Genomic DNA, 22,547 nt, shown 5'->3' with positions numbered 1-22,547 from the left:
CTCGGTGCTGGCGTCGTCGCCCTTGATGAGGTTGCGGAAGTAGTCGTAGTGGCTCGACAGGTGCCGGTCCGGGTTCATCGCCACGAAACCGGTGTGCTGCAGAAAGCCGGGATAGACGCGCCGGCCGGCCCCGGGGAAGCTGTTCGGCACGCGATAGATCACGTTGTTCTCGAACCACTCGTAGCTCTTGTTCATCGCCAGGTTGTTGACGGCCGTGGGCGACCTGCGGGCATCGATGGGTCCGCCCATCATGGTCATGGTGAGCGGCGTGCGTTCCCCGCGCGAAGCCATCAGCGAGACCGCGGCGAGCACCGGCACCGTCGGCTGGCAGACGCTGATCACGTGACAGTTGCCGTAGATGCCCTGCAGGTGGCGGATGAATTCCTGCACGTAGCCCACGTAGTCGTCGAGGTGGAACTCGCCCGCCTCGACCGGCACCAGCCGCGCGTTCTTCCAGTCGGTGATGTAGACCTTGTGGTCCTGCAGCATGGTGCGCACCGTGTCGCGCAGCAGCGTGGCGTAGTGGCCCGACAGCGGGGCGACGATGAGGACGGCCGGCTGGCCCTTGAGCTTGGTGAGCGTCGCCGGATCGTCCGAGAAGCGCTTGAAGCGGCGCAGTTCGCAGAAGGGCTTGTCGATCTCCACGCGCTCGTGGATGGCGACGGGCGTGCCGTCCACCGTGACGGTCCGGATGCCGAACTCGGGCTTCTCGTAATCCTTCCACCAGCGGTACATGAGGTCGTAGCTGGCCGCCACGCGCTGCGCGAACGGATTCTGGCCGAACGGCGAGACCGGATTGCTGTACAGCTTGGAGGCGGCCTGCGCGAAATCGGCAAACGGCTCCATGACGCTGCGTTGCGCTTCGTAGATCTGGTACAGCATTGGGAACCCTCCGTTGTTGCGCTGCAATATAGCACCTGGACAATGGGATGCACGCGGCAGGACTGCTGATTGCGGGGTCAGGCGCAACCTACGCGGCCGCTGGTGCGGCGCTGCACCAACAGCGGACTTGCAAGGACGGCCCAGGGCGCGCCGATGCGCGGCATGATGGCGGCATGAGCGAGACCAGCGCATCCCTCCCGGCCGGCGGCGGCGGCGTGCTTCGGCCGTCGCCGCGCCTGCCGGCGCTGTTCGTCGGTCACGGCAGCCCGATGAACGCGATCGGGGACAACGAATTCCGCCGCTCCTGGCAGGCGCTCGGGGCCGAATTCGGCAGACGCTGGCCCCGACCCCAGCTGATCCTGTGCATATCCGCGCATTGGCTGACCCGGGGCTGGCGGCTGACGGCGATGGCGCAGCCGAAGACCATCCACGACTTCGGCGGCTTCCCGCAAGAACTGTTCGATCAGCAGTACCCCGCGCCGGGGTGGCCCGCGGCCGCGCAGGAGATCAGCAGCCTGCTGGGCGTGGCCGGGGCAGGACTCGACGCCGGCGAGTGGGGGCTGGACCACGGCGCCTGGTCGGTGCTCAAGCCCATGTTTCCGGCCGCGGACATCCCGGTGATCCAGCTCAGCATGGACTATTCGCGCCCGGCCGGCGAGCACTTCGCGCTCGCTCGCCGGCTGCAGGCGCTGCGCGAGCGCGGCGTGCTGGTCGTCGGCAGCGGCAACATCGTCCACAACCTGCGCACCATGCGCCCCGACGCGACGGGCGACCAGGCGTACGACTGGGCCGTCGAATTCGACGGCGCCATCGCGCAGCGCATCGCCAGGGGCGAGCTGGCGGCGCTGGCGGACTTCCAGCAGCTGGGGCAGCCGGCGGCCCTGTCACAGCCCAGCCACGAGCATTTCCTGCCGCTGCTGTACGCCGCCGGGGCGGCCGATCCGAGCGAGCCGGTGCGCTTCTTCAACGAGCGCTTTCAGGCCTTGTCGATTTCGATGCGCTCCGTCATCTGGGGCGACGACGCGCAGCCGGCTTAAGCAGTACGCTTATCGACAGATGAGTTCGGCGCCTCTAGCATTGCTCGTTCACCAGTAGGAATGCCCAGAGCGTGGACGCCCGGTCACCAACTCGCCGCCGCGCCCTCGGCCGGATCCTTTTCGCGGCCGTTCCCACCGCAGCCGGCTTGTGGCTGCTGAAGCAGCGCGACGGAGCGCGGGCCGCCAGCCGCGTTCCCGGCGCGATCCGCGTCGGCTACGCGGTCGAGACCCCCTATGCCTTTGTCGACAGGGCGGGCCGCGTCAGCGGCGCGGACCCTGAAACGGCGCGGCTGGTCGCCTCTCGCCTGGGCTGGACGATCGAGTGGGTGCAGACCGAGTTCGTCGACCTGATTTCCGACCTGCAGGACGGCCGGTTCGACGTGATCGCGGCCGGGATGTTCGTCACCCCCCAGCGCGAGCGACAGCTGCGCTTCGCCGCCCCCCATCTGCACGTCGGCCCCGGCTTGCTGGTGCCGGCCGGGAATCCGAAGGCACTCAAGGGCTATGCCGATCTGCGCTCCCCCGGCGTCAAGGTGGCGGTGCTGGCCGGCTCGGTCGAGGAGCGCCGGCTGCGCACCGACAGGCCCGAGCCGCTGCTGAGCTTGCCGGACGCGCGGGCCGGCGCGGCCGCGGTCCAGACCGGCCTCGTCGACGCGCTGGCGCTCTCGCTGCCGACCGTGCGCAGCATGGCGCGTGGGCTGGCCGGCCTGGAGGCGGTACGGGCCGCGGACGGGTCGCCGGCCCCGGTGGCAGCGGCGTTCCGGCCGGCCGACACCGGCCTGCTGGCGGCCTGGAGCAAGGCGCAGGCGGGGGTCGTGGGCAGCGAAGCGCACCTGCGCGCGATCGCCCCGTTCGGTTTCGAGGCGGAGGACGTGCCTGCCCGCCCGGTGACGGGCCAGCGTTCGTGAGGCAGGCTTCGCCCGTGTTCGCTACGGTCCGCCGGCCGACGGGCGCCTGGGTGGTGCTGACCATCGCGACGTCGGTCATCGTGTGCGCGGCCGTGGTGGGACTGCAGGTCTTTCAGGACCGGAACCTGACCCGGGCGACCTCCATCATCCGCGACATGCGGCAGGCGCGCATCGACCTGCACCGGGGCTTCACCAATGCGGTGCTCGGGCGGGTGGAGGGCTCGCCCTGGGACGCCGACAGCGGCCTGGTGCTCATGGAACAGGCCGTGGCCCAGTTCCAGGAAGCGCTGCCGCAACTGGTGCAAAGCGATACCGGCGACACCCTGGACGGCGAACTGCGGCGTTTCGTCGCGCTGCTGCGGCGGGCGACGCCGCTGGGCGCCCGCACCGACGTCGAGTTGCGGGTGGCGTTCTACCGGCTCGACGGGCTGGCGCAGCAGGTCGACCGGCGAGCCCGCATGGAGGTCCTGGCCCTGCGGCGCTCGCAGGACACCGCCTTCGCCCTCGTGCTGGCGCTGGCCGCCGGCCTGCTGGCCCTGAGCAGCCTGGGCGCGGTGCGCTCGGCCCGGCGGGAGGCCGACGCGGCCGAAGCGCGGCGCGAGAGCGAAAGCCGCTTCAAGCAGCTGGCCGAAAGCATCAACGAGGTGTTCTGGCTCAGCGACCTGGAGCAGAACACGATCCTGTACGTGAGTCCGGCGTACGAGTCGATCTGGGGGCGGCCGGCGGCCGATCTGATCCGGCACCCGCGGGCCTGGCTGGAGGCCGTCCACCCCGAGGATCGCCGCCGGATGGGCGAACCCAGGCGCCTGCAGACCACTGCGGACAGCTTCGATCACGAGTATCGGGTGCTGCGGCCCGACGGCAGCTGGCGCTGGATCCGGGCCAGGGGCTTCCCGGTGCTGGATGCGGCGGGGCAGGTGTATCGCATCGCCGGCGTGGCCGAGGACATCACGGCGCGCAAGGAGGCCGAGGCGCAGTTGCAGCAAAGCGAGATCCGCTTTCGGCTGCTGTTCGACCACAGTCCGCAGCCGATCGTCGCGCATTCGGACGGCGTGATCGAACTCGCCAACGCGGCGGCACTGCAGACGCTCGGCGCGGCCCATGCGCAGGACCTGATCGGCCGGCAACTGCTCGACTTCGTCGACCAGCAGCACCTCGGCTGGGCGACCCAGGCGTTGGCCAGGCTCGGCGAGCAGCCGGGTGTGGAGCCGATCGCCACGATCTGGGCCCGCAAGCTGAACGGCGCGTCGCTCACCGTCGAGGTGACCACGGCCTCCTTCCGGCACGGCGACCGGATGCGGATGCTGACGGCCATGCGCGACGTGACGGAGCGCCGGGCCGCGCGGATCGCCCTGCGCGAGAGCGAACGGCGGCTGCGTGACCTGATCGATCTCGTGCCCCATGCCATCTATGCCAAGGACCGCGAGGGCCGCTACCTCCTTGCCAACCGCGCCGTCGCCGACCTGCTGGGCACCCGGCCCGAAGACATGCTGGGGCGGCGCGGCGAGGAGTTCGGACTCGATCCCGAGGATGCGGCCGAAAACCGGCGCATCGACCAGCTGGTCTTGCGCAACCAGCAGCGCTACGACGCCACCGGCGCGCGGCGCCGGCTGCGCGGCGGCGTGATCGGGGAGTTCGCGGTCAGCAAGATTCCGTTCAGCTTTGGCGGCGCTGGCGTGGATTCGGTGCTTGGCGTGTCGACCGACATCACCTGGCTGAAGAAGACCGAGGCCAAGCTGAAGGAGACCGTGGCGCTGCTGGAGGCGACCTTCCAGGCGACCGACAACGGCGTGCTGGTGGTCGGTCGCGACGGCCAGCTGCTGCTCTGGAACCAGCGGCTGATCGAGCTGCTCGGCGACCGCGGCATGCCGGACCAGGGCAGCGAATCCGCCGTCCTGGCCAGGTTGCTCGCCGGTGGCGGGGCTGCGGATGCCGCCGCGCAACCCGGCCAGGGTGTCGTGCGGCGCATGGACGGCTCCTTCATCGAAGGCCACGAAGAGCCGATGGTCATCGACGGCGAGGCCGCCGGCCGGGTCTGGACGTTCCGCGACGTCACGGCGCGCGAGCGCGCGCTGGCCGACGCGCAGTCGCGCGAGCAGGAACTCGAGGCCCGCGTCGAGGAGCGAACCCGTGCGCTGGCGCAGGCCTACGCCGAGCTGCAGTCGTTCAGCGACGCGGTGTCGCACGATCTGCGCGCGCCGCTGCATGCCGTCGATGCCTTCGCCCAGGCCGTGCTGCGCCAGCCCGAAGGTCATCTGCACCCGGAAGCGCGCGGCTACGTCGAGCGCGTGGTCGCCGCCAGCCGGCAGATGAAGGAAATGATCGCGGCGCTGCTGGATCTGTCGCGCCATGCACGGGCGCCCGTCCATCGGCGCCGGCTGGATCTCACCGGCATGGTGCGCGCGGCCTACGAGCTGCAGGCGCCGGCGGGCGATCGCGACGTGCAGTTCGAGGTACAGGACGGGCTGTGGGCGACCGGCGACCCGGCGCTGGTGGCGACCTTGCTGCAGAACCTGATCGGCAACGCGCTGAAGTACTCGCGCGGGCGTGACCCCGCCCGCATCCGGGTCGGCCAGGGCGTCATCGATGGGACGGCGCACTTCTTCGTGCGCGACAACGGCGCCGGCTTCGACCCGCGCCAGGCGGACCGGCTGTTCAAGCCGTTTTCCCGCCTGCACCGGGCCGGCGAGTTCGAGGGCTATGGCATCGGCCTGGCGACCGGCAGCCGGATCGTGGCGCGGCACGGCGGACGGATCTGGGCCGAGGGAGCGCCCGGCCTGGGCGCCACCTTCTTCTTCACACTGGAATAGGGCCCGCCGATCGACGCCCGCCGTCGCGCCGGCGCCGTCGCGCGTTCGGCCGCCGGCCGATCAGCGGCTCAGGCGATCACCTTGGCGATCGCCTGGCAGACGTAGTCGATGTTCTTGCTGTTCAGCGCCGCCACGCACATCCGCCCGGTGTCCGTGCCGTAGACCGAGAATTCGTTGCGCAGGCGCACCATCTGGTCTTTCGTCAGGCCCGAGTAGCTGAACATGCCGACCTGCTGCTCGATGAAGCTCATGTCCCGCTTCACGCCGGCGGCCTTGAGCTTCTGCACCATCGCGCCGCGCATTTCCTTGATGCGCACCCGCATGCCGGCGAGTTCCTTTTCCCAGAGCGCGCGCAGCTCGGGCGTATTGAGCACCGCCGCCACCACCTGGCCGCCGTGCGTCGGCGGGTTGCTGTAGTTGGTGCGGATCACGATCTTCAGCTGTGACAGCACGCGGTCCGCTTCCTCCTTGGTCCCGCACAGCACCGAGAGGGCGCCGACGCGCTCGCCGTAGAGGCTGAAGCTCTTGGAGAACGAGGTGGAGACGAAGAAGTCCTGGCCCGACGCCACGAACTTGCCGATCACGGCGCCGTCTTCCTGGATGCCGGAGCCGAAGCCCTGGTAGGCCATGTCGAGGAAGGGAACCAGCTGGCGCGACTTCAGCAGCGGGATCACCTGGTCCCACTGGGCGGGCGTCAGGTCGTAGCCGGTCGGGTTGTGGCAGCAGGCGTGCAGCAGGACGATCGTGCCCGGCGCCGCGGCGTTCAGCGCCGTCAGCATGCCGTCGAAATCGATGCCGCGCCTGGCCGCGTTGTAGTACGGGTAGACCTCGACCACGAAGCCGGCCTGGCTGAACAGGGCGCGGTGGTTCTCCCAGCTCGGATCGCTGATCAGCAGTTTGGCGCCAGGATTGAGCTTCTTCAGGAAGTCGGCGCCGACCTTCAGGCCGCCGGTGCCGCCCAGCGCCTGGACGGTGGCGACGCGGCCGGACTTGACAGGCTCGCTGTCGGCCCCAAATACCAGGTTCTTGACGGCGCTGTCGTACGCGGCGATGCCGTCGATCGGCAGGTAACCGCGCGCCTTGGGTGCCTCCATCATCTGCTTTTCTGCGGCCTTGACGCATTCCAGCAGGGGCAGCTTGCCGCTGTCGTCGTAATACACGCCAACGCCCAGGTTGACCTTGTTGGGGTTCGAATCGGCGTTGAACTGTTCGTTGAGACCCAGGATCGGGTCGCGCGGGGCCATTTCGACGGCGGTGAACAGAGACATGGGGATCCTTGGAAAGAGGTGGCCGGGCGCATGGGCGGCGGGCTTGCGGTACCCTGTCCGGCTGGCCCCGATTTTAACGGCCGCCCCGGTGGCCCCTTTGCCGCGCGGGTGACGCGGCCACAAGCTTTGATACAAGTCATGGGCGCGATGCCACCCAACGAGATGCCGGCGATTTCAGAAGTCATTCCAGAACACAAGCAGGGCGAGTTCGTCACGTTTCCCGGTTCGCCCTTCGAGCTGTACCTGCCGTACCCGCCCGCGGGCGACCAGCCCGCCGCCATCGAGCAGCTGGTCGAAGGCGTGCGCGACGGCGAGGTGTTCCAGACCCTGCTGGGCGTCACCGGCTCGGGCAAGACCTTCACCATGGCCAACGTGATCGCGCGGCTGGGCCGGCCGGCGATCGTGTTCGCGCCGAACAAGACCCTGGCGGCGCAGCTGTACAGCGAGTTCCGCGAGTTCTTCCCGCGCAACGCGATCGAGTACTTCGTCAGCTACTACGACTACTACCAGCCCGAAGCCTACGTGCCGCAACGCGATCTGTTCATCGAGAAGGACAGTTCGATCAACGAGCACATCGAGCAGATGCGGCTGTCGGCCACCAAGAGCGTGCTGGAGCGGCGCGACACGGTGATCGTGGCCACCGTGAGCGCGATCTACGGCATCGGGGCGCCCGAGGACTACACCCAGATGCGCTTCATCACGCGGGTGGGCGACAAGATCGGCCAGCGCGACATCATCTCGCAGCTGATCCGGATGCAGTACAACCGCAACGAGCAGGACTTCTCGCGCGGCACCTTCCGGGTGCGCGGCGACACGATCGACATCTTCCCGGCCGAACACAGCGAGCTGGCGATCCGCGTCGAGCTGTTCGACGACGAGATCGAATCGCTGCAGCTGTTCGACCCGCTCACCGGCCGCATCCGCCAGAAGGTGCCGCGCTTCACGGTCTATCCCTCGAGCCACTACGTGACGCCGCGCGAGAAGGTGGTCTCGGCCGTCGAGTCGATCAAGCTGGAGCTGAGCCAGCGCCTGCAGGAGCTGGTGGCCGACGGCAAGCTGGTCGAGGCGCAGCGGCTGGAGCAGCGGACCCGCTTCGACCTGGAAATGCTCAGCGAGATCGGCCACTGCAAGGGGATCGAGAACTACACCCGTCACCTGTCCGGCGCGCCGCCGGGGGCGCCGCCCTCGACCCTGACCGACTACCTGCCCAAGGACTCGCTGATGTTCCTGGACGAGAGCCACCAGATGATCGGGCAGCTCGGCGCCATGTACAACGGCGACCGCGCCCGCAAGCTGACGCTGGTCGAGTACGGCTTCCGGCTGCCGTCGGCCCTGGACAACCGGCCGCTGAAGTTCGAGGAGTTCGAGGCGCGCATGCGCCAGGTGATCTTCGTGTCGGCGACGCCGGCCGCGTACGAGCAGGAGCACGCGGGCCAGGTGGTGGAGCAGCTGGTGCGGCCCACGGGCCTGATCGATCCGGAAGTGGAGGTGCGCCCCGCCACCCACCAGGTGGACGACGTGCTGCAGGAGATCCGGCTGCGCACCGAGAAGAACGAACGGGTGCTGATCACGACGCTGACCAAGCGGATGGCCGAGCAGCTCACCGACTACCTCGGCGACAACGGCGTCAAGGTGCGCTACCTGCACAGCGACATCGACACCGTGGAGCGGGTGGAGATCCTGCGCGACCTGCGGCTGGGCGCCTTCGACGTGCTGGTGGGCATCAACCTGCTGCGCGAGGGCCTGGACATTCCCGAGGTGTCGCTGGTGGCCATCCTCGACGCCGACAAGGAGGGCTTCCTGCGCGCCGAGCGCTCGCTGATCCAGACCATCGGCCGGGCGGCCCGCAACCTGCACGGCAAGGCGATCCTCTATGCCGACCAGATGACCGACTCGATGAAGAAGGCCATCGGCGAGACCGAGCGCCGCCGCGCCAAGCAGATCGCCTACAACGAGGCGCACGGCATCACGCCGCGCAGCATCGTCAAGCAGGTGCGCGACCTGATCGACGGCGTCTACAGCGAGAAGGCCAGCAAGGAGAAGGAAAAGCAGGAACTGCAGCGCGCGCTGGTCGAGGACATGTCCGAGAAGGACATCGCCCGGGAGATCAAGCGGCTGGAAAAGCAGATGCTGGAGCATGCCCGCAACCTGGAGTTCGAGAAGGCTGCCGCCACCCGCGACCGGCTGGCCGTCCTGAAGGAGCAGGCCTTCGGCGCCGTGGTGCACGACAACGTGGTGCCGATCCAGTCGGCCAAGCGGCCTTGAGCCGTCCGCCCCGGCGGGAACCGCGGCGCGGCCCGACGATCTATTTCCGGATTACCTGAGCGCGGCATCAGGTTTTATGGTATAGTTGATCGAAACACTCAAGAACAGTCCAGAAAGACCTCGGCGGCATGGGCCGCGGGGCCCCGGTTGGGGAAGCCGGGCAGATGGGCGGAGACGGGCTCCGGCAATGCCGGAGCGACTGAAAGATAGCCAAGCAGAAGGAGCTTGCGATGCGTCTCACTACCAAAGGCCGCTTTGCGGTCACCGCGATGATCGACCTGGCACTGCGCCAGAACAACGGACCCGTGACGCTGGCGGCGATCAGCCAGCGCCAGCAGATTTCGCTGTCCTACCTCGAGCAGCTGTTCGGCAAGCTGCGCCGCCACGAGCTGGTCGAGTCGACCCGTGGCCCGGGCGGCGGCTACAGCCTCGGCCGCAAGGCGGCGGACATCACCGTCGCCGACATCATCGTTTCGGTCGACGAGCCGCTCGACGCGACCCAGTGCGGCGGCAAGGAAAACTGCCAGGGCGACGGCGGCCGCTGCATGACCCACGAGCTGTGGGCGGCGCTGAACCAGCGCATGGTCGAATTCCTCGACTCCGTGACGCTGCAGAAGCTGGTCGACGACCAGCTGGCCAAGGGCGTGCAGGTCGAGGACAAGCCGGCCGTGAAGCGGGCCATCTCGAGCCAGCCGGTGGTCAAGCCGATCCGCGTCAACGCGCCGAACTCGGTGTTTGCCCTCGGGAATTCGTTCGCCAAGTCCTGACCGGCGACTCGCCTTGCGCCAACGCAAGGCGTAGCGCCGCCGTTGCAGACCAAATACCACGCGATCCAAGCCAAGCCAAATGGATACCACCCCGCATTTCCCGATCTACATGGATTACGGTGCGACGACGCCCGTGGACCAGCGCGTCGTGGACGCGATGATTCCCTGGTTGCGCGAGCACTTCGGCAACCCGGCGTCGCGCAGCCACGCGTGGGGCTGGGAGGCGGAGGCGGCCGTGGAGAAGGCGCGCCAGCAGGTGGCCGACCTGATCGGCGCCGACCCGCGCGAGATCGTCTGGACCTCCGGCGCGACCGAGTCGAACAACCTCGCGATCAAGGGGGCGGCGCACTTCTACAAGGGCCGCGGCAAGCACCTGATCACGGTGAAGACCGAGCACAAGGCGGTGCTCGACCCGATGCGCGAGCTCGAGCGCCAGGGCTTCGAGGTGACCTACCTCGACGTCAAGGAAGACGGCCTGCTGGATTTCGACGTGCTCCAGGCGGCGCTGCGGCCGGACACGATCCTGGTCAGCGTCATGTTCGTGAACAACGAGATCGGCGTGATCCAGGACATCCCCCGGATCGGCGCGCTGTGCCGCGAGAAGGGAATCATCTTCCACGTGGACGCGGCCCAGGCCACCGGCAAGGTCGACATCGACGTGCGCCAGCTGCCGGTCGACCTGATGAGCCTGGCCTCGCACAAGACCTACGGGCCCAAGGGCATCGGCGCGCTGTGGGTGTGCCGCAAGCCGCGGGTGCGGATCGAGGCGCAGATGCACGGCGGCGGCCATGAGCGCGGCATGCGTTCGGGCACGCTGCCCACGCACCAGATCGTCGGCATGGGCGAGGCCTTCCGCATCGCCGGGGAAGAAATGGCGCGCGACAACGAGAAGGCGCGGGCCCTGCAGCAGCGCCTGCTGGACGGCCTGAAGGACGTCGAGCAGGTGTTCATCAACGGCAGCGTCGAGCCGGGTCGCCGCGTCGCGCAGAACCTGAACATCAGCTTCAACTTCGTCGAAGGCGAGTCGCTGATCATGGGCATCAAGGGACTGGCGGTGTCCTCCGGCTCGGCCTGCACCTCGGCCTCGCTGGAGCCCAGCTACGTGCTGCGCGCGCTGGGCCGCAGCGACGAGCTGGCGCACAGCAGCCTGCGCATGACCATCGGCCGCTTCACGACCGAGGACGACATCGATTACGCGGTGGCGACGATCAGGCAGAACGTCGCCCGCCTGCGCGAATTGAGCCCGCTCTGGGAGATGTACCAGGACGGTGTCGACCTGTCGACGATCCAGTGGAGCGCGCACTGACAGATTGATTGCCGGCGCGGACCGATCCGCGCCGGCAGCGGCAAACAGGAGAGAGAAATGGCCTATTCCGAGAAAGTCGTCGACCACTACGAGAATCCGCGCAACGTCGGCTCGTTCGACAAGGGCGACGAGAGCGTCGGCACCGGCATGGTGGGCGCGCCCGCCTGCGGCGACGTGATGAAGCTGCAGATCAAGGTGAATCCGGCCACCGGCGTCATCGAGGACGCGCGGTTCAAGACCTACGGCTGCGGCTCGGCCATCGCGTCGAGCTCGCTCGTCACCGAATGGGTGAAAGGCAAGACGCTGGACGAGGCCGCTGCGCTGAAGAACAGCCAGATCGCCGAGGAACTGGCGCTGCCGCCGGTGAAGATCCACTGCTCGATCCTGGCCGAGGACGCCATCAAGGCGGCCGTGCAGGACTACAAGAAGAAGCACACCCACTGAAGGCGGCAGCAAGCGATGGCGATCACCCTGACCGAAGCCGCCGCGCGCCACGTCACCCGTTACCTCGCCAAGCGGGGCAAGGGCGTGGGCGTGCGGCTGGGCGTGAAGACCACCGGCTGCTCGGGCCTGTCGTACAAGCTGGAGTACGTGGACGAGATCGCGCCCGAGGACATCGTGTTCGAGCAGCACGGCGTCAAGGTGCTGATCGACCCGAAGAGCCTGGCGTACATCGACGGCACGCAGCTCGATTTCGTGCGCGAGGGGCTCAACGAGGGCTTCAAGTTCAGCAACCCCAACGAGCGCGACCGTTGCGGCTGCGGGGAAAGTTTCCGCGTCTGAAGCATCCGATCACCTGAAAGAGGCCGCCTCCGCATTCCCGTGCCGGCGGTCTTTTTGTTGAGGCAGTCATGAACCTTCATCTGCAATCCAGCGACTTCGAGCTGTTCGGGCTGCCCCAGCGGTTCGCGCAGGACGGTGCCGCGATCGACGCGCGCTGGAAGGAACTGCAGCGCGAGGCCCATCCCGATCGCTTTGCCGCCCAGGGCGCGGCCGCCCAGCGCGTGGCGATGCAGTGGTCGGTGCGCATCAACGAGGCGTACCGGCGCCTGAAGGACCCGCAGCAGCGCGCCGCCTATCTGTGCGAATTGCGGGGCGCCCCCATCGACGCCGAGAACAACACGGCGATGCCGACCCGGTTCCTGATCGAGCAGATGGAATGGCGCGAGGCCCTGGAGGAGGCCGGGGACGAGGCGGCCCTCGGTGCGCTGGAAGACCAGCTGAGGCAGTCGCGGCAGCAGGTGTTGCAGGACATCGAGCGGCTGCTCGATCGCGAGAACGATCCGGCGGGCGCGGCCCAGCAGGTCAGAGCCCTGATGTTCATTGAGCGCTTTGGCCGCGACATCGAGGACCGCCTCGAGCACCTGGGACAATAGCGCCGTTATGACGCCCCCACGCTCTCTCCGTTCGCTGCCCCTCGAGGGGACTTCAGTACCCTTCGGGCGGCCGGGCGGGCACTGACATGGCCCTGTTGCAGATCTCCGAACCGGGACAAGCGCCCGACCCGCACCAGCGCCGCATCGCCGTCGGCATCGACCTCGGGACCACGCACTCGCTGGTCGCCGCGGTGCGCAACGGCGTGGCGGAATGCCTGCCGGACGGAGCGGGGCGGGTGATCCTGCCGTCGGTCGTGCGCTACCTGGAGAACGGCGGCCGCCAGATCGGCCACGAGGCCCATGCAGCGCAGGCCGCCGACCCGGAGAACACGGTCGCCTCCGTCAAGCGGTTCATGGGACGGGGCCTGCAGGACATCGCGGGCCGCGAGAAGCTGCCGTACCAGTTCTCGGCCGCAAGCGAGCAGGGCGGCATGGTGTCGCTGCAGACCCGCGCCGGGGCCAAGTCGCCGGTGGAAATCAGCGCGGAGATCCTGGCGACCCTGCGCTACCGGGCCGAAGACACCTTCAACGACGACCTGTACGGCGCCGTGATCACCGTGCCGGCCTATTTCGACGACGCGCAGCGGCAGGCGACCAAGGATGCGGCCAGGCTGGCCGGCATCAACGTTCTGCGGCTGATCAACGAGCCGACCGCCGCTGCCATCGCCTACGGGCTGGACAATGCCAGCGAAGGCATCTACGCGGTCTACGACCTGGGCGGCGGGACCTTCGACATCTCGATCCTGCGGCTCGCGCGGGGCGTGTTCGAGGTCATCGCCACCGGCGGCGATTCGGCGCTGGGCGGCGACGATTACGACCGCGCGCTGGCCGACTGGATCCTCGGCCAGGCAGCCGTGATGGCCGCGAGCCCGGCGGCCAAGGCGGCCGTGAAGATGACCGCGCGCAGCGCCAAGGAAGCGCTTTCCGCGGCCCCGGGCACCGTCGCTCGGGTCGAACTGGAGGGCCGCGCCATCGAAGTGCCGGTGACGCGCCACGATTTCGAGGCCGTCACCGCCGACCTCACCGCGCGCACCATGGCCGCGGTGCGCAAGGCCTTGCGCGACGCCAGGCTGGGCCGGGAAGAGGTCCAGGGCGTGGTGATGGTCGGCGGCTCCACGCGGATGCCGCAGATCCAGCGCGCCGTCGGCGAATTCTTCGGCCGCGCGCCACTCACCAACCTGAATCCGGACGAGGTGGTGGCGCTGGGGGCGGCGATCCAGGCCAACGCACTGGCCGGCAACAGCGCCGCCGGCGACCTGCTGCTGCTGGACGTGATCCCGCTGTCGCTGGGCATCGAGACCATGGGCGGGCTGGTCGAGCGCATCGTGCCGCGCAACGAAACCATTCCGACGGCCAAGGCGCAGGACTTCACCACCTACAAGGACGGCCAGACCGCGATGGCGCTGCACGTGGTGCAGGGCGAGCGCGACCTGGTGGCCGACTGCCGCAGCCTGGCGCGCTTCGAGCTGCGCGGCATTCCGCCGATGGCGGCCGGCGCGGCCCGCATCCGCGTGACGTTCACCGTCGACGCCGACGGCCTGCTCAACGTCAGCGCCCGGGAGCAGGGCAGCGGCGTCGAGGCACGGATCGACGTGAAGCCTTCCTACGGCCTGTCGGACGACGAGATCGCCCGCATGCTGCAGGAGAGCTTCACCACCGCGGAGCAGGACATGAAGGCCCGGGCCCTGGCCGAGGCGAAGGTGGAAGCCGACCGCATGCTGCTCGCCACCCGCAGCGCGCTGGATGCCGACGGCGCCCTCCTGAGCGGCGGACAGCGGGCCCACATCGAGGGGCTGCTGGCGCAACTGCACGAAATCGCGCAATCGAGCAGCGACTCGGGCGCGATCGAAGCGGCGACGCAGGCCGTGGCCAAGGGCACCGAGGCATTTGCCGCGGCCCGCATGAATCACAGCATCCAGCAGGCGCTCGCCGGCAAGAACGTGGAAAGCCTCTGATGACGAAACTGACGGTCCTGCCGCACCCCGAAATCTGCCCGGACGGCGCCCAATTGCAGGTCACGCCGGGCACGTCCATCTGCGAGGCGCTGCTGGACAACAACATCGAGATCGAGCACGCGTGCGACATGAGCTGCGCATGCACGACCTGTCACGTGATCGTCCGCGAGGGCTTCAGCTCGCTCAACGAGATGGACGAGAGCGAGGAGGACCTGCTCGATCGCGCCTGGGGGCTGGAGCCGAACTCGCGCCTGTCGTGTCAGGCCATCGTCGCCCAGAAGGATCTCACGGTGGAGATCCCGAAATACACGATCAACCTCGCCAAGGAAAAGCGCGGCTGACCGCGCTCACGCGATCGAATAGCCGCCGTCCACCGGGATCGCGGTGCCGGTGATGAAATCGGACGCGCCGCTCGCCAGGAACACGGCGATGCCCGCCAGGTCCGACGGCACGCCCCAGCGGCCGGCCGGCGTGCGCGCCAGCACCCGCTCGTTGAGACCGGCCACCTGGGCCCGCGCGCCGCGGGTGAGATCGGTGTCGATCCAGCCCGGCAGCACCGCGTTGACCTGGATGTTGTCTTGCGCCCAGGCGGTCGCGATCGACCGGGTGAACTGCACGATGCCGCCCTTGCTGGCGCCGTAGACCGCCGCGTACGGTGCGCCGAAGATCGACAGCATCGAGCCGATGTTGATGATCTTGCCGCCGCTGCCTTCCTTCATGAGCGCATGCGCGGCCCGGCAGCACAGGAATGCGCTGGTGAGGTTGGTGTCCATCACCTGGTTCCACTCGTCGAGGCTCAGCTCGTGCGGCGGCTTGCGCACGGTGGTGCCGGCGTTGTTCACGAGGATGTCCAGCCGCCCGAAGCGCAGCATCACTTCCTGGAACAGCGCGGCGACCTCGCTTTCGCCGGTGACGTCGCACTCGATCGAGTCCGCCTGGCGGTCCCGCGCGCGCAGCGCCGCCGCCGCTTCGGCGGACTTGGCGGCGTTGCGCCCGGCGAGCACCACCGTGGCGCCCGCTTCGGCCAGCCCGGTGGCCATGCCCAGGCCGATGCCTCCGTTGCCGCCCGTGACGAGGGCCACTTTTCCCGCGAGATCGAACATCTCCTGCTCCCGAAACCACGAAGGGCTCAAGCATAATCGCAGCCCATGCGACAGATCGTCCTCGACACCGAAACCACGGGCCTGTCGGCCGAAGCCGGCGACCGCATCATCGAGATCGGCTGCGTCGAGCTCGTGTCGCGCAAGCTGACCGGCAACAACCGGCATTTCTACCTCAATCCGGAGCGCGACAGCCACGAGGATGCGTTGAAAGTGCACGGCATCAGCAACGAGTTCCTGCGCGACAAGCCGAAGTTCGGCGCCATCGCCGACGAACTCATGGCGTACCTGGCCGGCGCCGAGATCATCATCCACAACGCCGCCTTCGACGTCGCGTTCCTGGACAAGGAGCTGGAACTGCTCGGCAAGGCCGGGTTCGGGAGCTTCGTCGGCCAGATCACCGACACGCTGGCGATGGCCAAGGAGATGTATCCGGGCAAGCGCAACAGCCTGGATGCGCTGTGCGACCGGCTCGGCGTCGACAACTCGAGCCGCACGCTGCACGGCGCGTTGCTGGACGCCGAGTTGCTGGCCGACGTCTACATCAACCTCACGCGCGGCCAGGAGGCGCTGCTGATCGACGACGACGCGGGCGCCGCGATCGGCGGCATCGTGACGCGCATCGACCTGCGCCAGTTCACGCTGCCGGTGCTGCTGGCGAGCGACCAGGAAGCGGCGGCGCACGAGGAGGTGCTCAAGCAGGTCGACAAGGCGAGCGGCGGCAAGACCCTCTGGCGGCTGAACCCGACTCAACCTATGGCATAATTCAAGGCTTTCCGGGAACGGAAAACCCGGGTGATTAGCTCAGCGGTAGAGCACTGCCTTCACACGGCAGGGGTCACATGTTCGATCCATGTATCACCCACCAGACATAGGCCATTGATCCTCTTCGGTTTTTTCACGCGCTAACCGACGCGCACCTTGCGGCCCCAGACGTGTTTGCCACACGCCTGCCACAGCAAGGATGATCAATGGCCTCCATTCGACGGCGCGGTGCCACTTGGCACGTTCAAATCCGCCGCAAGGACCACACCCCCATCTGCAAGGCATTCGCCCAGCGCCGCGACGCGGAAGTCTGGGCGCGCGATGTCGAGCGCAAGCTCGATCGCGGCGAAGACATCGCTGCCCCGGCGCCTGCCGTGACCGTGGGCGAGTTACTCACGCGCTACGCCGATGACGTGTCGCCGGCCAAGCGTGGCGGCTTGATCGAGCAGGTGCGCCTGCGGGCCATGGCCAAACAAAGCGTCGGGCGCGCAATGGCCGCGAAGTTGACGACTGCGGCGCTTGCCGCCTGGCGCGACGAGCGCCTGCGCACCGTCTCGGGTAGCACCGTTGTGCGCGAGCTCGGGCTCTTGCATCGCGTGATGGTGACGGCCAGGCATGAATGGGGCGTGCCGGCGCCCATGGCTGCCTTCGAGTTCCTCAAGAAGCCGAAGCAGGCGCAGGGCAGAGTACGTCGGCTCCCCGCGCAGGCGGCGCAGGCCCTGCTGGAGGCTTGCCGCAGCGCGCACAACCCGTTTCTCGCTCCTGCCGTCACGCTGGCGCTAGAGACCGGCATGCGGCGTGGCGAGATCGTGAATCTCGAGTGGGCCGCCGTGGACCTGAAAGCGGGCCTGATTCACATCGGGCAGGCGAAGAACGGCCACTCACGTCTGATCCCGATGACGACGCGCCTGCGCGAGCTCCTGGCGCAGTTGCAGGAGGCCAAGCATGCGCGGCCTGTTGATGCGAGCGGGTCGGCGATCCACCAGGCGTTCGAGCGTGCCCGAGATCGCGCCAGGAACGCGCTACAAGAGCAAGAAGGCGCAGGGCAGGACCCGGAGGTCGTCCGCGCGATCGAGGCGCTCCACGGGCTTCGTTTTCACGACCTACGCCACGAGGCGATCAGCCGGTCCTTTGAGAAGGGGCTCACGATGGTGGAGGCGGCCGAAGTGTCAGGCCACAGGACGCTGGCGATGCTGAAACGCTACGCCCATGCCGACTTACTACGGATAGCCGCAAAGCTCGCTGGACCGACGGATTAACAGGGCGAGGCGGCGCGACGCAACGCCAACGAACTCCAAGAGTTTGATAGGTGAACTGTTCCAGCGCAAGTACCGGGCGCGCGGAGAGGCGCACACGGACGTGTGGTCATGAGAGTCCGCAGAGCATGGCGATGTTGCTTGATGGCCCTGCGCACGCGCGGCACGACGGATTCATTCGCTTCGACTTTCGTCAAGAGCTGTCGGCCCGCGGCGGCGGTGTCGATCGAATTGAGGCGATGGACAGCGCATCTGAACGACCGAGCTCGAACGCGAGGCCCTGAGTGCCACACAGGCCGTGGTAACTCGCTACCTCGGGCCGGGCACATCGAAGCCCGGAGCCTCTCCAGCGCGCGTTCTTGGCGATCACGGCGCGCGTGGTAGGAGACCAGGCCCGTGGTTTAGGATTGACGAGGTCGGTCGGATTGTTGTAGTCCGAAAGTGCAAAATCGGCAGGCAAGCTGACCGCTCGCGTGGGTGCGTGGTTCACGTCCAGCCGGACGGTGCAGCACCGGCGCACGTGATTGACTCGCAGCGCCCATTGAGCGTCTGCGGAAAAAGGGGCTCCGAGTTGAACGCTGTAGAAATCGAGCAGGCCATCACAGAGTTGGCGGAGCGCCCCTTCGACGCCGAGAACTTCCCGTATGAGTTTCTCGAAGCCTTCGGGAACAAAGAGACGACTATCAAGCGGCTGCGGGCGGGAGCGTCAAACAAGTCCGATATCGGCGGGGTTCTCCAGACCAACAACATTCACATTGCTACGTGTCAGAGAGGGCATGTCCCACAGACGCTTCAAGCGCTCCGGGCAAGTCCCGCGACATCGAAGTCGAAGGCGAAGTTCATTCTGGCCACCGATGGCGTGGACTTTGAGGCCGAGGACCTCATCGGCGGCGCCACCGTGGCGTGTGCTTACAAAGACTTCCCAGACCACTTCGGCCGCTTTTTACCGCTCGCCGGCATAACGAGCGTCGGCCCTATCGACGAAAACACGTTCGATATTCGAGCGACTAGTCGACTCAATCGCCTGTACGTTGAGCTGCTAAAGGATAACCCCGACTGGGGCAAGGCCGAGCGGCGTCACGACATGAACCATTTCATGGCGCGGCTCATCTTCTGCTTTTTTGCCGAACACACCGACATCTTTGTTCCTAAGCGCATCTTTATCAACAAGATAGCGCAGATGAGCGCCCAAGACTCGTCCAACACACACGAAGTGATCGGTGAGCTGTTTCGCGCCATGAACACAAGGGCCGAAGAACGCGAGCGCGCCAACATTCCGCGTTGGGCTGACCCGTTCCCCTACGTAAACGGCGGGCTCTTTTCCGGAAGTGTGGATGTTCCGCGATTCAGCAAGATCGCTCGCGCGTATCTGCTTCACGTTGGAGGTCTCGACTGGACGAAGATTAATCCTGACATCTTCGGATCAATGATCCAAGCTGTCGCCGAGGATGAGGAGCGCGGCGAGCTCGGGATGCATTACACGAGCGTCCCGAACATTCTCAAGGTACTCAACCCCCTGTTCCTTGATGACCTGCGCACACGCCTCGCCGACGCCGGCGACAACCCGCGGTCACTACTAAATTTGCGCAAGCGCATTTCGAAGATCAGAGTGTTCGATCCCGCCTGCGGTTCGGGAAACTTTCTCGTCATCGCGTACAAAGAAATGCGTGCTATCGAAGCGGAGATCAACAACAGGCGCGGCGAACCGGACCGCAGATCGGAGATTCCGCTCACAAATTTCAAGGGTATTGAACTGCGCGATTTTCCTGCTGAGATCGCGCGCTTGGCGCTGATCATCGCCGAATACCAATGCGATGTTATTCATCGCGGACAGAAGTTAGCCTTGGCTGAGTTTCTCCCACTTCGCAATGAGAACTGGATCATATGCGGCAATGCGCTTCGGCTGGAATGGGCAAGTATTTGCGACCCTTCGTCAGCCTCAGTCAAGCTTGTCGGTGACGATCTCTTTAACAGTCCGCTTGATCAAGCGGAGATCGAGTTCGAAAACGTCGGTGGTGAAATCTTCGTCTGCGGAAACCCTCCTTACAAGGGTGCGTCCGAACAGAGTTCGGAGCAGAAAGCCGATCTCGAGGCCATCTTCGAAAATCATCTGGCTGGGTGGAAATCGCTGGACTATGTCGCAGGCTGGTATCTAAAGGCGGCGGAATATTGCGCACGGACCGACGCGGTGGCCGCGTTCGTGTCAACAAACTCCGTTTGCCAAGGGCAGCAGGTGCCTCTCCTGTGGCCGCTCGTATTTGGGCGGGGGCACCAGATTCGCTTCGCGTATACGTCCTTTAAGTGGGCTAACCTGGCCAGTCACAACGCGGGCGTGACGGTAGTGATCGTCTGCATTGGCAAGATTGCACCGGGCCTCTGCAAGTTGTACACAACCAGCCGCGCCGGCGACTTGGCGGTCAAGGAGGTAAGTCACATCAATGCGTACCTTATCGCTGCGCGTGACTTATACGTTCTTCCGGCATCGACCCCAGTCAACGGTCTGCCGCCAATGGACTACGGCAGCAAGCCCGCTGACGGGGGTGGCTTGGTGCTATCTATGTCTGAGAAAGAGAAGCTCAATTTGCCGGCTGACTTGGCGAGGCTTGCGCCTTCCTACGTCGGCAGCACTGAGTTTATCGACGGCAAGCAGCGATACTGCCTCTGGATCACGCGAGACGATGTTGGTGAGGCGCTGAAAATTCCGGCAGTGGCGGCAAGGCTAGCTGCGGTGAAAGCGTTCAGGGAACAGAGCAAGAAGAAGCCGACACGGGAGGCGGCAAACTGGCCGCATGCCTTTGTGGAGGTGAGACACGCCGGCACCAGAGCGGACTCCGCTCCCATACTTATTCCAATCCACACAAGCGAGAATCGGGACTACCTCCCTGTTGGATTGCTACCAGCCGGTTCGGTCGTGTCGAACGCGGCTTTTGCTCTATTTGACGCCCCATTATGGACTATAGGCCTAATTGCGTCGCGCATGCACCTTGTCTGGATTGCTGCCGTATGCGGCAAGATAAAGACAGACTTTCGCTACTCGAACACTCTGGGTTGGAACACCTTTCCTGTTCCGGCACTGACTGACAAGAATAAAGATGATTTGACTCGCTGTGCCGCGGACATACTCCTCGTGCGGGAGCACCACTTTCCCGCGACCATCGGTGAGCTCTACGAATCAGAAAACATGCCCGCTGATCTGCGTGCGGCGCATGAGCGGAATGACGAGGTGCTGGAGCGCATCTACATCGGTCGTCGATTCAAGAACGATACCGAGCGCCTCGAAAAGCTGTTCGATCTCTACTCAAAGATGACCGCTGCACGTACCGCCACCAAGCCACAGAGGAAGAATGCGGGAGTGAGCGCATGAGCAATACGTTCGAATGTGACAAGAAGAAGGCACGCAGGAACTACGACAAACACCAGGTCAGATTTACTGATGCCGGTAAGGCGATCAAAGTCGGATATTCATTCACCCAACTCTCGCCACACTCTCATGAGCTGAACGAAGTGAGAAACGTGTCGATCACCAGGCTGCTGGATGGGCGGGCTATCGTCTATGTTTGGACTGCCCGTGGCGCAAATATACGCATCATTAGCGCCCGCCCAGCGAGCAGGAAGGAAAGGGAGGCGTTCAATGCCCATCTCCAAACGTTTCAATAACGGTGGCGACATTCCGGATGAGGACATTGATATGTCTGAAATTCCTGAGCTAGGTGCGAGTTTCTTTTCGGGTGCGATTCTCAGTCGCCCCGGTGAGAACCTGATTGAGAGAGTTCGATCCTCGCGAAGGGGTATCCCATCAGTCTCGGTTGTCTACGCTAGCAACGGCGCCTCGACGAGGGCAAACGCGCTTGGGATGCGTCCAATGCAAGAGCGTGCCTACGAGAAACGCGGCGAGCAGTACTTGCTCATCAAGTCGCCGCCGGCGTCCGGGAAGAGCAGGGCCCTTATGTTCATCGCCCTGGACAAGCTCCAGAACCAAGGTCTCAAGCAGGCGATCATTGTCGTTCCGGAGAAAACCATCGGCGCGAGCTTTCACGACGAGCCGCTGTCGAAGTTCGGCTTCTGGGCTGACTGGCACGTTGAACCTAGGTGGAACCTATGCGATGCGCCGGGCAATGACAACGGCGGAAAGGTGAACTCGCTGGGCGCATTCTTGAAGAGCTCCGATAAGGTGCTTGTTTGTACCCACGCGACGTTCCGCTTTGCTGTGGATGCCTACGGCGCGGCGGCGTTCGATGACCGCTTGATCGCAGTCGATGAATTTCACCATGTCTCCGCCAATCCCGAGAACAAGCTGGGCCTTCAACTTGGAGAGTTCATCGAACGCGATCGGACGCACATCGTCGCGATGACGGGATCGTATTTCCGAGGTGACGCGGAAGCCGTGCTCGCTCCTGCGGACGAAGCCAAATTCGATACGGTCACGTACACGTACTACGAACAGCTCAACGGGTACCAATACCTGAAACAGCTTGACATTGGCTATTTCTTCTACAGTGGGTCTTACGTTGACGACATTCTGAGCGTGCTTGAGCCCGCCGAGAAGACGATCATCCACATCCCCAATGTCAATTCGCGCGAAAGTACGAAGGACAAGATGCGCGAGGTGGAACACATCATCGAGGCCCTGGGTGACTGGCAGGGCATCGACCCCGCGACTGGGTTCCAGCTAGTGAGGCGCCCGGATGGTCGCCTCCTGCGAATCGCCGACCTTGTTGATGATGAGCCCGCTAGACGGGATCGTGTATCGGCTGCGTTGAAGGAGTCGACGCAGAAGAATAACCGCGAGTACGTCGACATCATCATCGCCCTCGGCATGGCGAAAGAAGGCTTCGACTGGATCTGGTGCGAA

The 22,547-nt window shown here is 65.9% G+C and carries 19 protein-coding genes and 1 tRNA gene; 17 read left to right on the top strand and 3 right to left on the bottom strand.

Translation table 11 applies throughout. The features are described 5' to 3' along the window. On the bottom strand, positions 1-882 hold an 882-nt coding region (phaZ, locus tag VNT59_RS05870), incomplete at its 3' end, for a polyhydroxyalkanoate depolymerase (protein WP_325497387.1). A 173-nt stretch (positions 883-1,055) separates the two neighbouring features. Here phaZ and ygiD point away from each other — a divergent pair. The 3 genes from ygiD (at position 1,056) to VNT59_RS05855 (ending at position 5,637) form a co-directional block, all read left to right on the top strand. Next, entirely contained in the window at positions 1,056-1,919 is an 864-nt protein-coding gene (ygiD, locus tag VNT59_RS05865; protein ID WP_325497386.1) for a 4,5-DOPA dioxygenase extradiol, read from the top strand. A gap of 146 nt (positions 1,920-2,065) precedes the next feature. Next, positions 2,066-2,827, top strand: a complete 762-nt coding sequence (locus VNT59_RS05860; RefSeq protein WP_325497385.1) for a transporter substrate-binding domain-containing protein — start codon at positions 2,066-2,068, stop codon at positions 2,825-2,827. A gap of 14 nt (positions 2,828-2,841) precedes the next feature. Next, positions 2,842-5,637 (top strand): PAS domain S-box protein, encoded by a 2,796-nt coding sequence (locus tag VNT59_RS05855; RefSeq protein WP_325497384.1) that lies wholly within the window; start codon positions 2,842-2,844, stop codon positions 5,635-5,637. Between the two features lie 68 nt (positions 5,638-5,705). Here VNT59_RS05855 and VNT59_RS05850 read toward each other — a convergent pair whose 3' ends face one another. Then, positions 5,706-6,905, bottom strand: coding sequence for an amino acid aminotransferase (locus tag VNT59_RS05850; RefSeq protein WP_325497383.1), 1,200 nt, complete (start codon positions 6,903-6,905; stop codon positions 5,706-5,708). Between the two features lie 162 nt (positions 6,906-7,067). Here VNT59_RS05850 and uvrB point away from each other — a divergent pair, with 162 nt between their 5' ends. The 8 genes from uvrB (at position 7,068) to fdx (ending at position 14,915) form a co-directional block, all read left to right on the top strand. Next, complete coding sequence (gene uvrB, locus VNT59_RS05845) at positions 7,068-9,170, top strand: excinuclease ABC subunit UvrB (protein WP_414708345.1); 2,103 nt, start codon at positions 7,068-7,070, stop codon at positions 9,168-9,170. A gap of 230 nt (positions 9,171-9,400) precedes the next feature. Continuing rightward, a complete protein-coding gene (iscR, locus tag VNT59_RS05840; protein ID WP_325497382.1) occupies positions 9,401-9,937 on the top strand; it encodes a Fe-S cluster assembly transcriptional regulator IscR in 537 nt (178 codons plus the stop codon). A gap of 79 nt (positions 9,938-10,016) precedes the next feature. Beyond that, a complete protein-coding gene (locus VNT59_RS05835; protein ID WP_325497381.1) occupies positions 10,017-11,243 on the top strand; it encodes an IscS subfamily cysteine desulfurase in 1,227 nt (408 codons plus the stop codon). Positions 11,244-11,300: 57 nt separating this feature from the next. Further along, positions 11,301-11,687, top strand: coding sequence for a Fe-S cluster assembly scaffold IscU (gene iscU / locus VNT59_RS05830; RefSeq protein ID WP_325497380.1), 387 nt, complete (start codon positions 11,301-11,303; stop codon positions 11,685-11,687). 15 nt (positions 11,688-11,702) lie between these two features. Beyond that, positions 11,703-12,026, top strand: a complete 324-nt coding sequence (iscA, locus tag VNT59_RS05825; RefSeq protein WP_325497379.1) for an iron-sulfur cluster assembly protein IscA — start codon at positions 11,703-11,705, stop codon at positions 12,024-12,026. A gap of 68 nt (positions 12,027-12,094) precedes the next feature. Continuing rightward, a complete protein-coding gene (gene hscB / locus VNT59_RS05820) occupies positions 12,095-12,619 on the top strand; it encodes a Fe-S protein assembly co-chaperone HscB (protein ID WP_325497378.1) in 525 nt (174 codons plus the stop codon). Positions 12,620-12,705: 86 nt separating this feature from the next. Beyond that, positions 12,706-14,574 (top strand): Fe-S protein assembly chaperone HscA, encoded by a 1,869-nt coding sequence (hscA, locus tag VNT59_RS05815; protein WP_325497377.1) that lies wholly within the window; start codon positions 12,706-12,708, stop codon positions 14,572-14,574. Continuing rightward, positions 14,574-14,915, top strand: coding sequence for an ISC system 2Fe-2S type ferredoxin (gene fdx, locus VNT59_RS05810; RefSeq protein WP_325497376.1), 342 nt, complete (start codon positions 14,574-14,576; stop codon positions 14,913-14,915). Before hscA ends, fdx begins: the two co-directional genes overlap by 1 nt. Positions 14,916-14,921: 6 nt before the next feature. Here the strand turns inward: fdx and VNT59_RS05805 are convergent, their stop codons facing one another. Continuing rightward, positions 14,922-15,677, bottom strand: a complete 756-nt coding sequence (locus VNT59_RS05805; protein ID WP_325497375.1) for a glucose 1-dehydrogenase — start codon at positions 15,675-15,677, stop codon at positions 14,922-14,924. A 45-nt stretch (positions 15,678-15,722) separates the two neighbouring features. On the opposite strand from VNT59_RS05805, the gene dnaQ reads away from it, so the two are divergent. The 6 genes from dnaQ to VNT59_RS05775 all read left to right on the top strand — a co-directional run. After that, positions 15,723-16,439 carry a DNA polymerase III subunit epsilon gene (gene dnaQ / locus VNT59_RS05800; protein WP_325497374.1) on the top strand — a complete coding sequence of 239 codons (717 nt, stop codon included), beginning with the start codon at positions 15,723-15,725 and terminating at the stop codon, positions 16,437-16,439. A gap of 28 nt (positions 16,440-16,467) precedes the next feature. After that, positions 16,468-16,542: transfer RNA gene (locus tag VNT59_RS05795), tRNA-Val, on the top strand. 103 nt (positions 16,543-16,645) lie between these two features. Further along, the gene (locus VNT59_RS05790; protein ID WP_325497373.1) at positions 16,646-17,698 is read left to right on the top strand and encodes a site-specific integrase; all 1,053 of its coding nucleotides are present in this window, start codon (positions 16,646-16,648) and stop codon (positions 17,696-17,698) included. A gap of 568 nt (positions 17,699-18,266) precedes the next feature. Next, positions 18,267-21,059, top strand: a complete 2,793-nt coding sequence (locus tag VNT59_RS05785; RefSeq protein ID WP_325497388.1) for a class I SAM-dependent DNA methyltransferase — start codon at positions 18,267-18,269, stop codon at positions 21,057-21,059. Continuing rightward, complete coding sequence (locus tag VNT59_RS05780; protein ID WP_325497372.1) at positions 21,056-21,352, top strand: BrnT family toxin; 297 nt, start codon at positions 21,056-21,058, stop codon at positions 21,350-21,352. Before VNT59_RS05785 ends, VNT59_RS05780 begins: the two co-directional genes overlap by 4 nt. Beyond that, positions 21,327-22,547 (top strand): DEAD/DEAH box helicase family protein (locus VNT59_RS05775; protein ID WP_325497371.1); only part of this gene is annotated, 1,221 nt, incomplete at its 3' end. The genes VNT59_RS05780 and VNT59_RS05775, both read left to right, overlap by 26 nt.

The organism is Ramlibacter sp. (genome assembly GCF_035554825.1).
In the GTDB taxonomy this organism is placed as follows: Bacteria; Pseudomonadota; Gammaproteobacteria; order Burkholderiales; family Burkholderiaceae_C; genus Ramlibacter.
The sequence above is the reverse complement of the archived record's forward strand: the minus strand, read 5'-3'. Positions and strand labels throughout refer to the sequence as shown.

Excerpts from the sequence above, each read along its gene's own strand:
- ygiD (WP_325497386.1), top strand. The coding sequence starts at position 1,056 with ATGAGCGAGACCAGCGCATCCCTCCCGGCCGGCGGCGGCGGCGTGCTT.
- VNT59_RS05850 (WP_325497383.1), bottom strand. The coding sequence starts at position 6,905 with ATGTCTCTGTTCACCGCCGTCGAAATGGCCCCGCGCGACCCGATCCTG.
- uvrB (WP_414708345.1), top strand. The coding sequence starts at position 7,068 with ATGCCGGCGATTTCAGAAGTCATTCCAGAACACAAGCAGGGCGAGTTC.
- iscR (WP_325497382.1), top strand. The coding sequence starts at position 9,401 with ATGCGTCTCACTACCAAAGGCCGCTTTGCGGTCACCGCGATGATCGAC.
- VNT59_RS05835 (WP_325497381.1), top strand. The coding sequence starts at position 10,017 with ATGGATACCACCCCGCATTTCCCGATCTACATGGATTACGGTGCGACG.
- iscU (WP_325497380.1), top strand. The coding sequence starts at position 11,301 with ATGGCCTATTCCGAGAAAGTCGTCGACCACTACGAGAATCCGCGCAAC.
- iscA (WP_325497379.1), top strand. The coding sequence starts at position 11,703 with ATGGCGATCACCCTGACCGAAGCCGCCGCGCGCCACGTCACCCGTTAC.
- hscB (WP_325497378.1), top strand. The coding sequence starts at position 12,095 with ATGAACCTTCATCTGCAATCCAGCGACTTCGAGCTGTTCGGGCTGCCC.
- hscA (WP_325497377.1), top strand. The coding sequence starts at position 12,706 with ATGGCCCTGTTGCAGATCTCCGAACCGGGACAAGCGCCCGACCCGCAC.
- fdx (WP_325497376.1), top strand. The coding sequence starts at position 14,574 with ATGACGAAACTGACGGTCCTGCCGCACCCCGAAATCTGCCCGGACGGC.
- VNT59_RS05805 (WP_325497375.1), bottom strand. The coding sequence starts at position 15,677 with ATGTTCGATCTCGCGGGAAAAGTGGCCCTCGTCACGGGCGGCAACGGA.
- dnaQ (WP_325497374.1), top strand. The coding sequence starts at position 15,723 with ATGCGACAGATCGTCCTCGACACCGAAACCACGGGCCTGTCGGCCGAA.
- VNT59_RS05790 (WP_325497373.1), top strand. The coding sequence starts at position 16,646 with ATGGCCTCCATTCGACGGCGCGGTGCCACTTGGCACGTTCAAATCCGC.
- VNT59_RS05780 (WP_325497372.1), top strand. The coding sequence starts at position 21,056 with ATGAGCAATACGTTCGAATGTGACAAGAAGAAGGCACGCAGGAACTAC.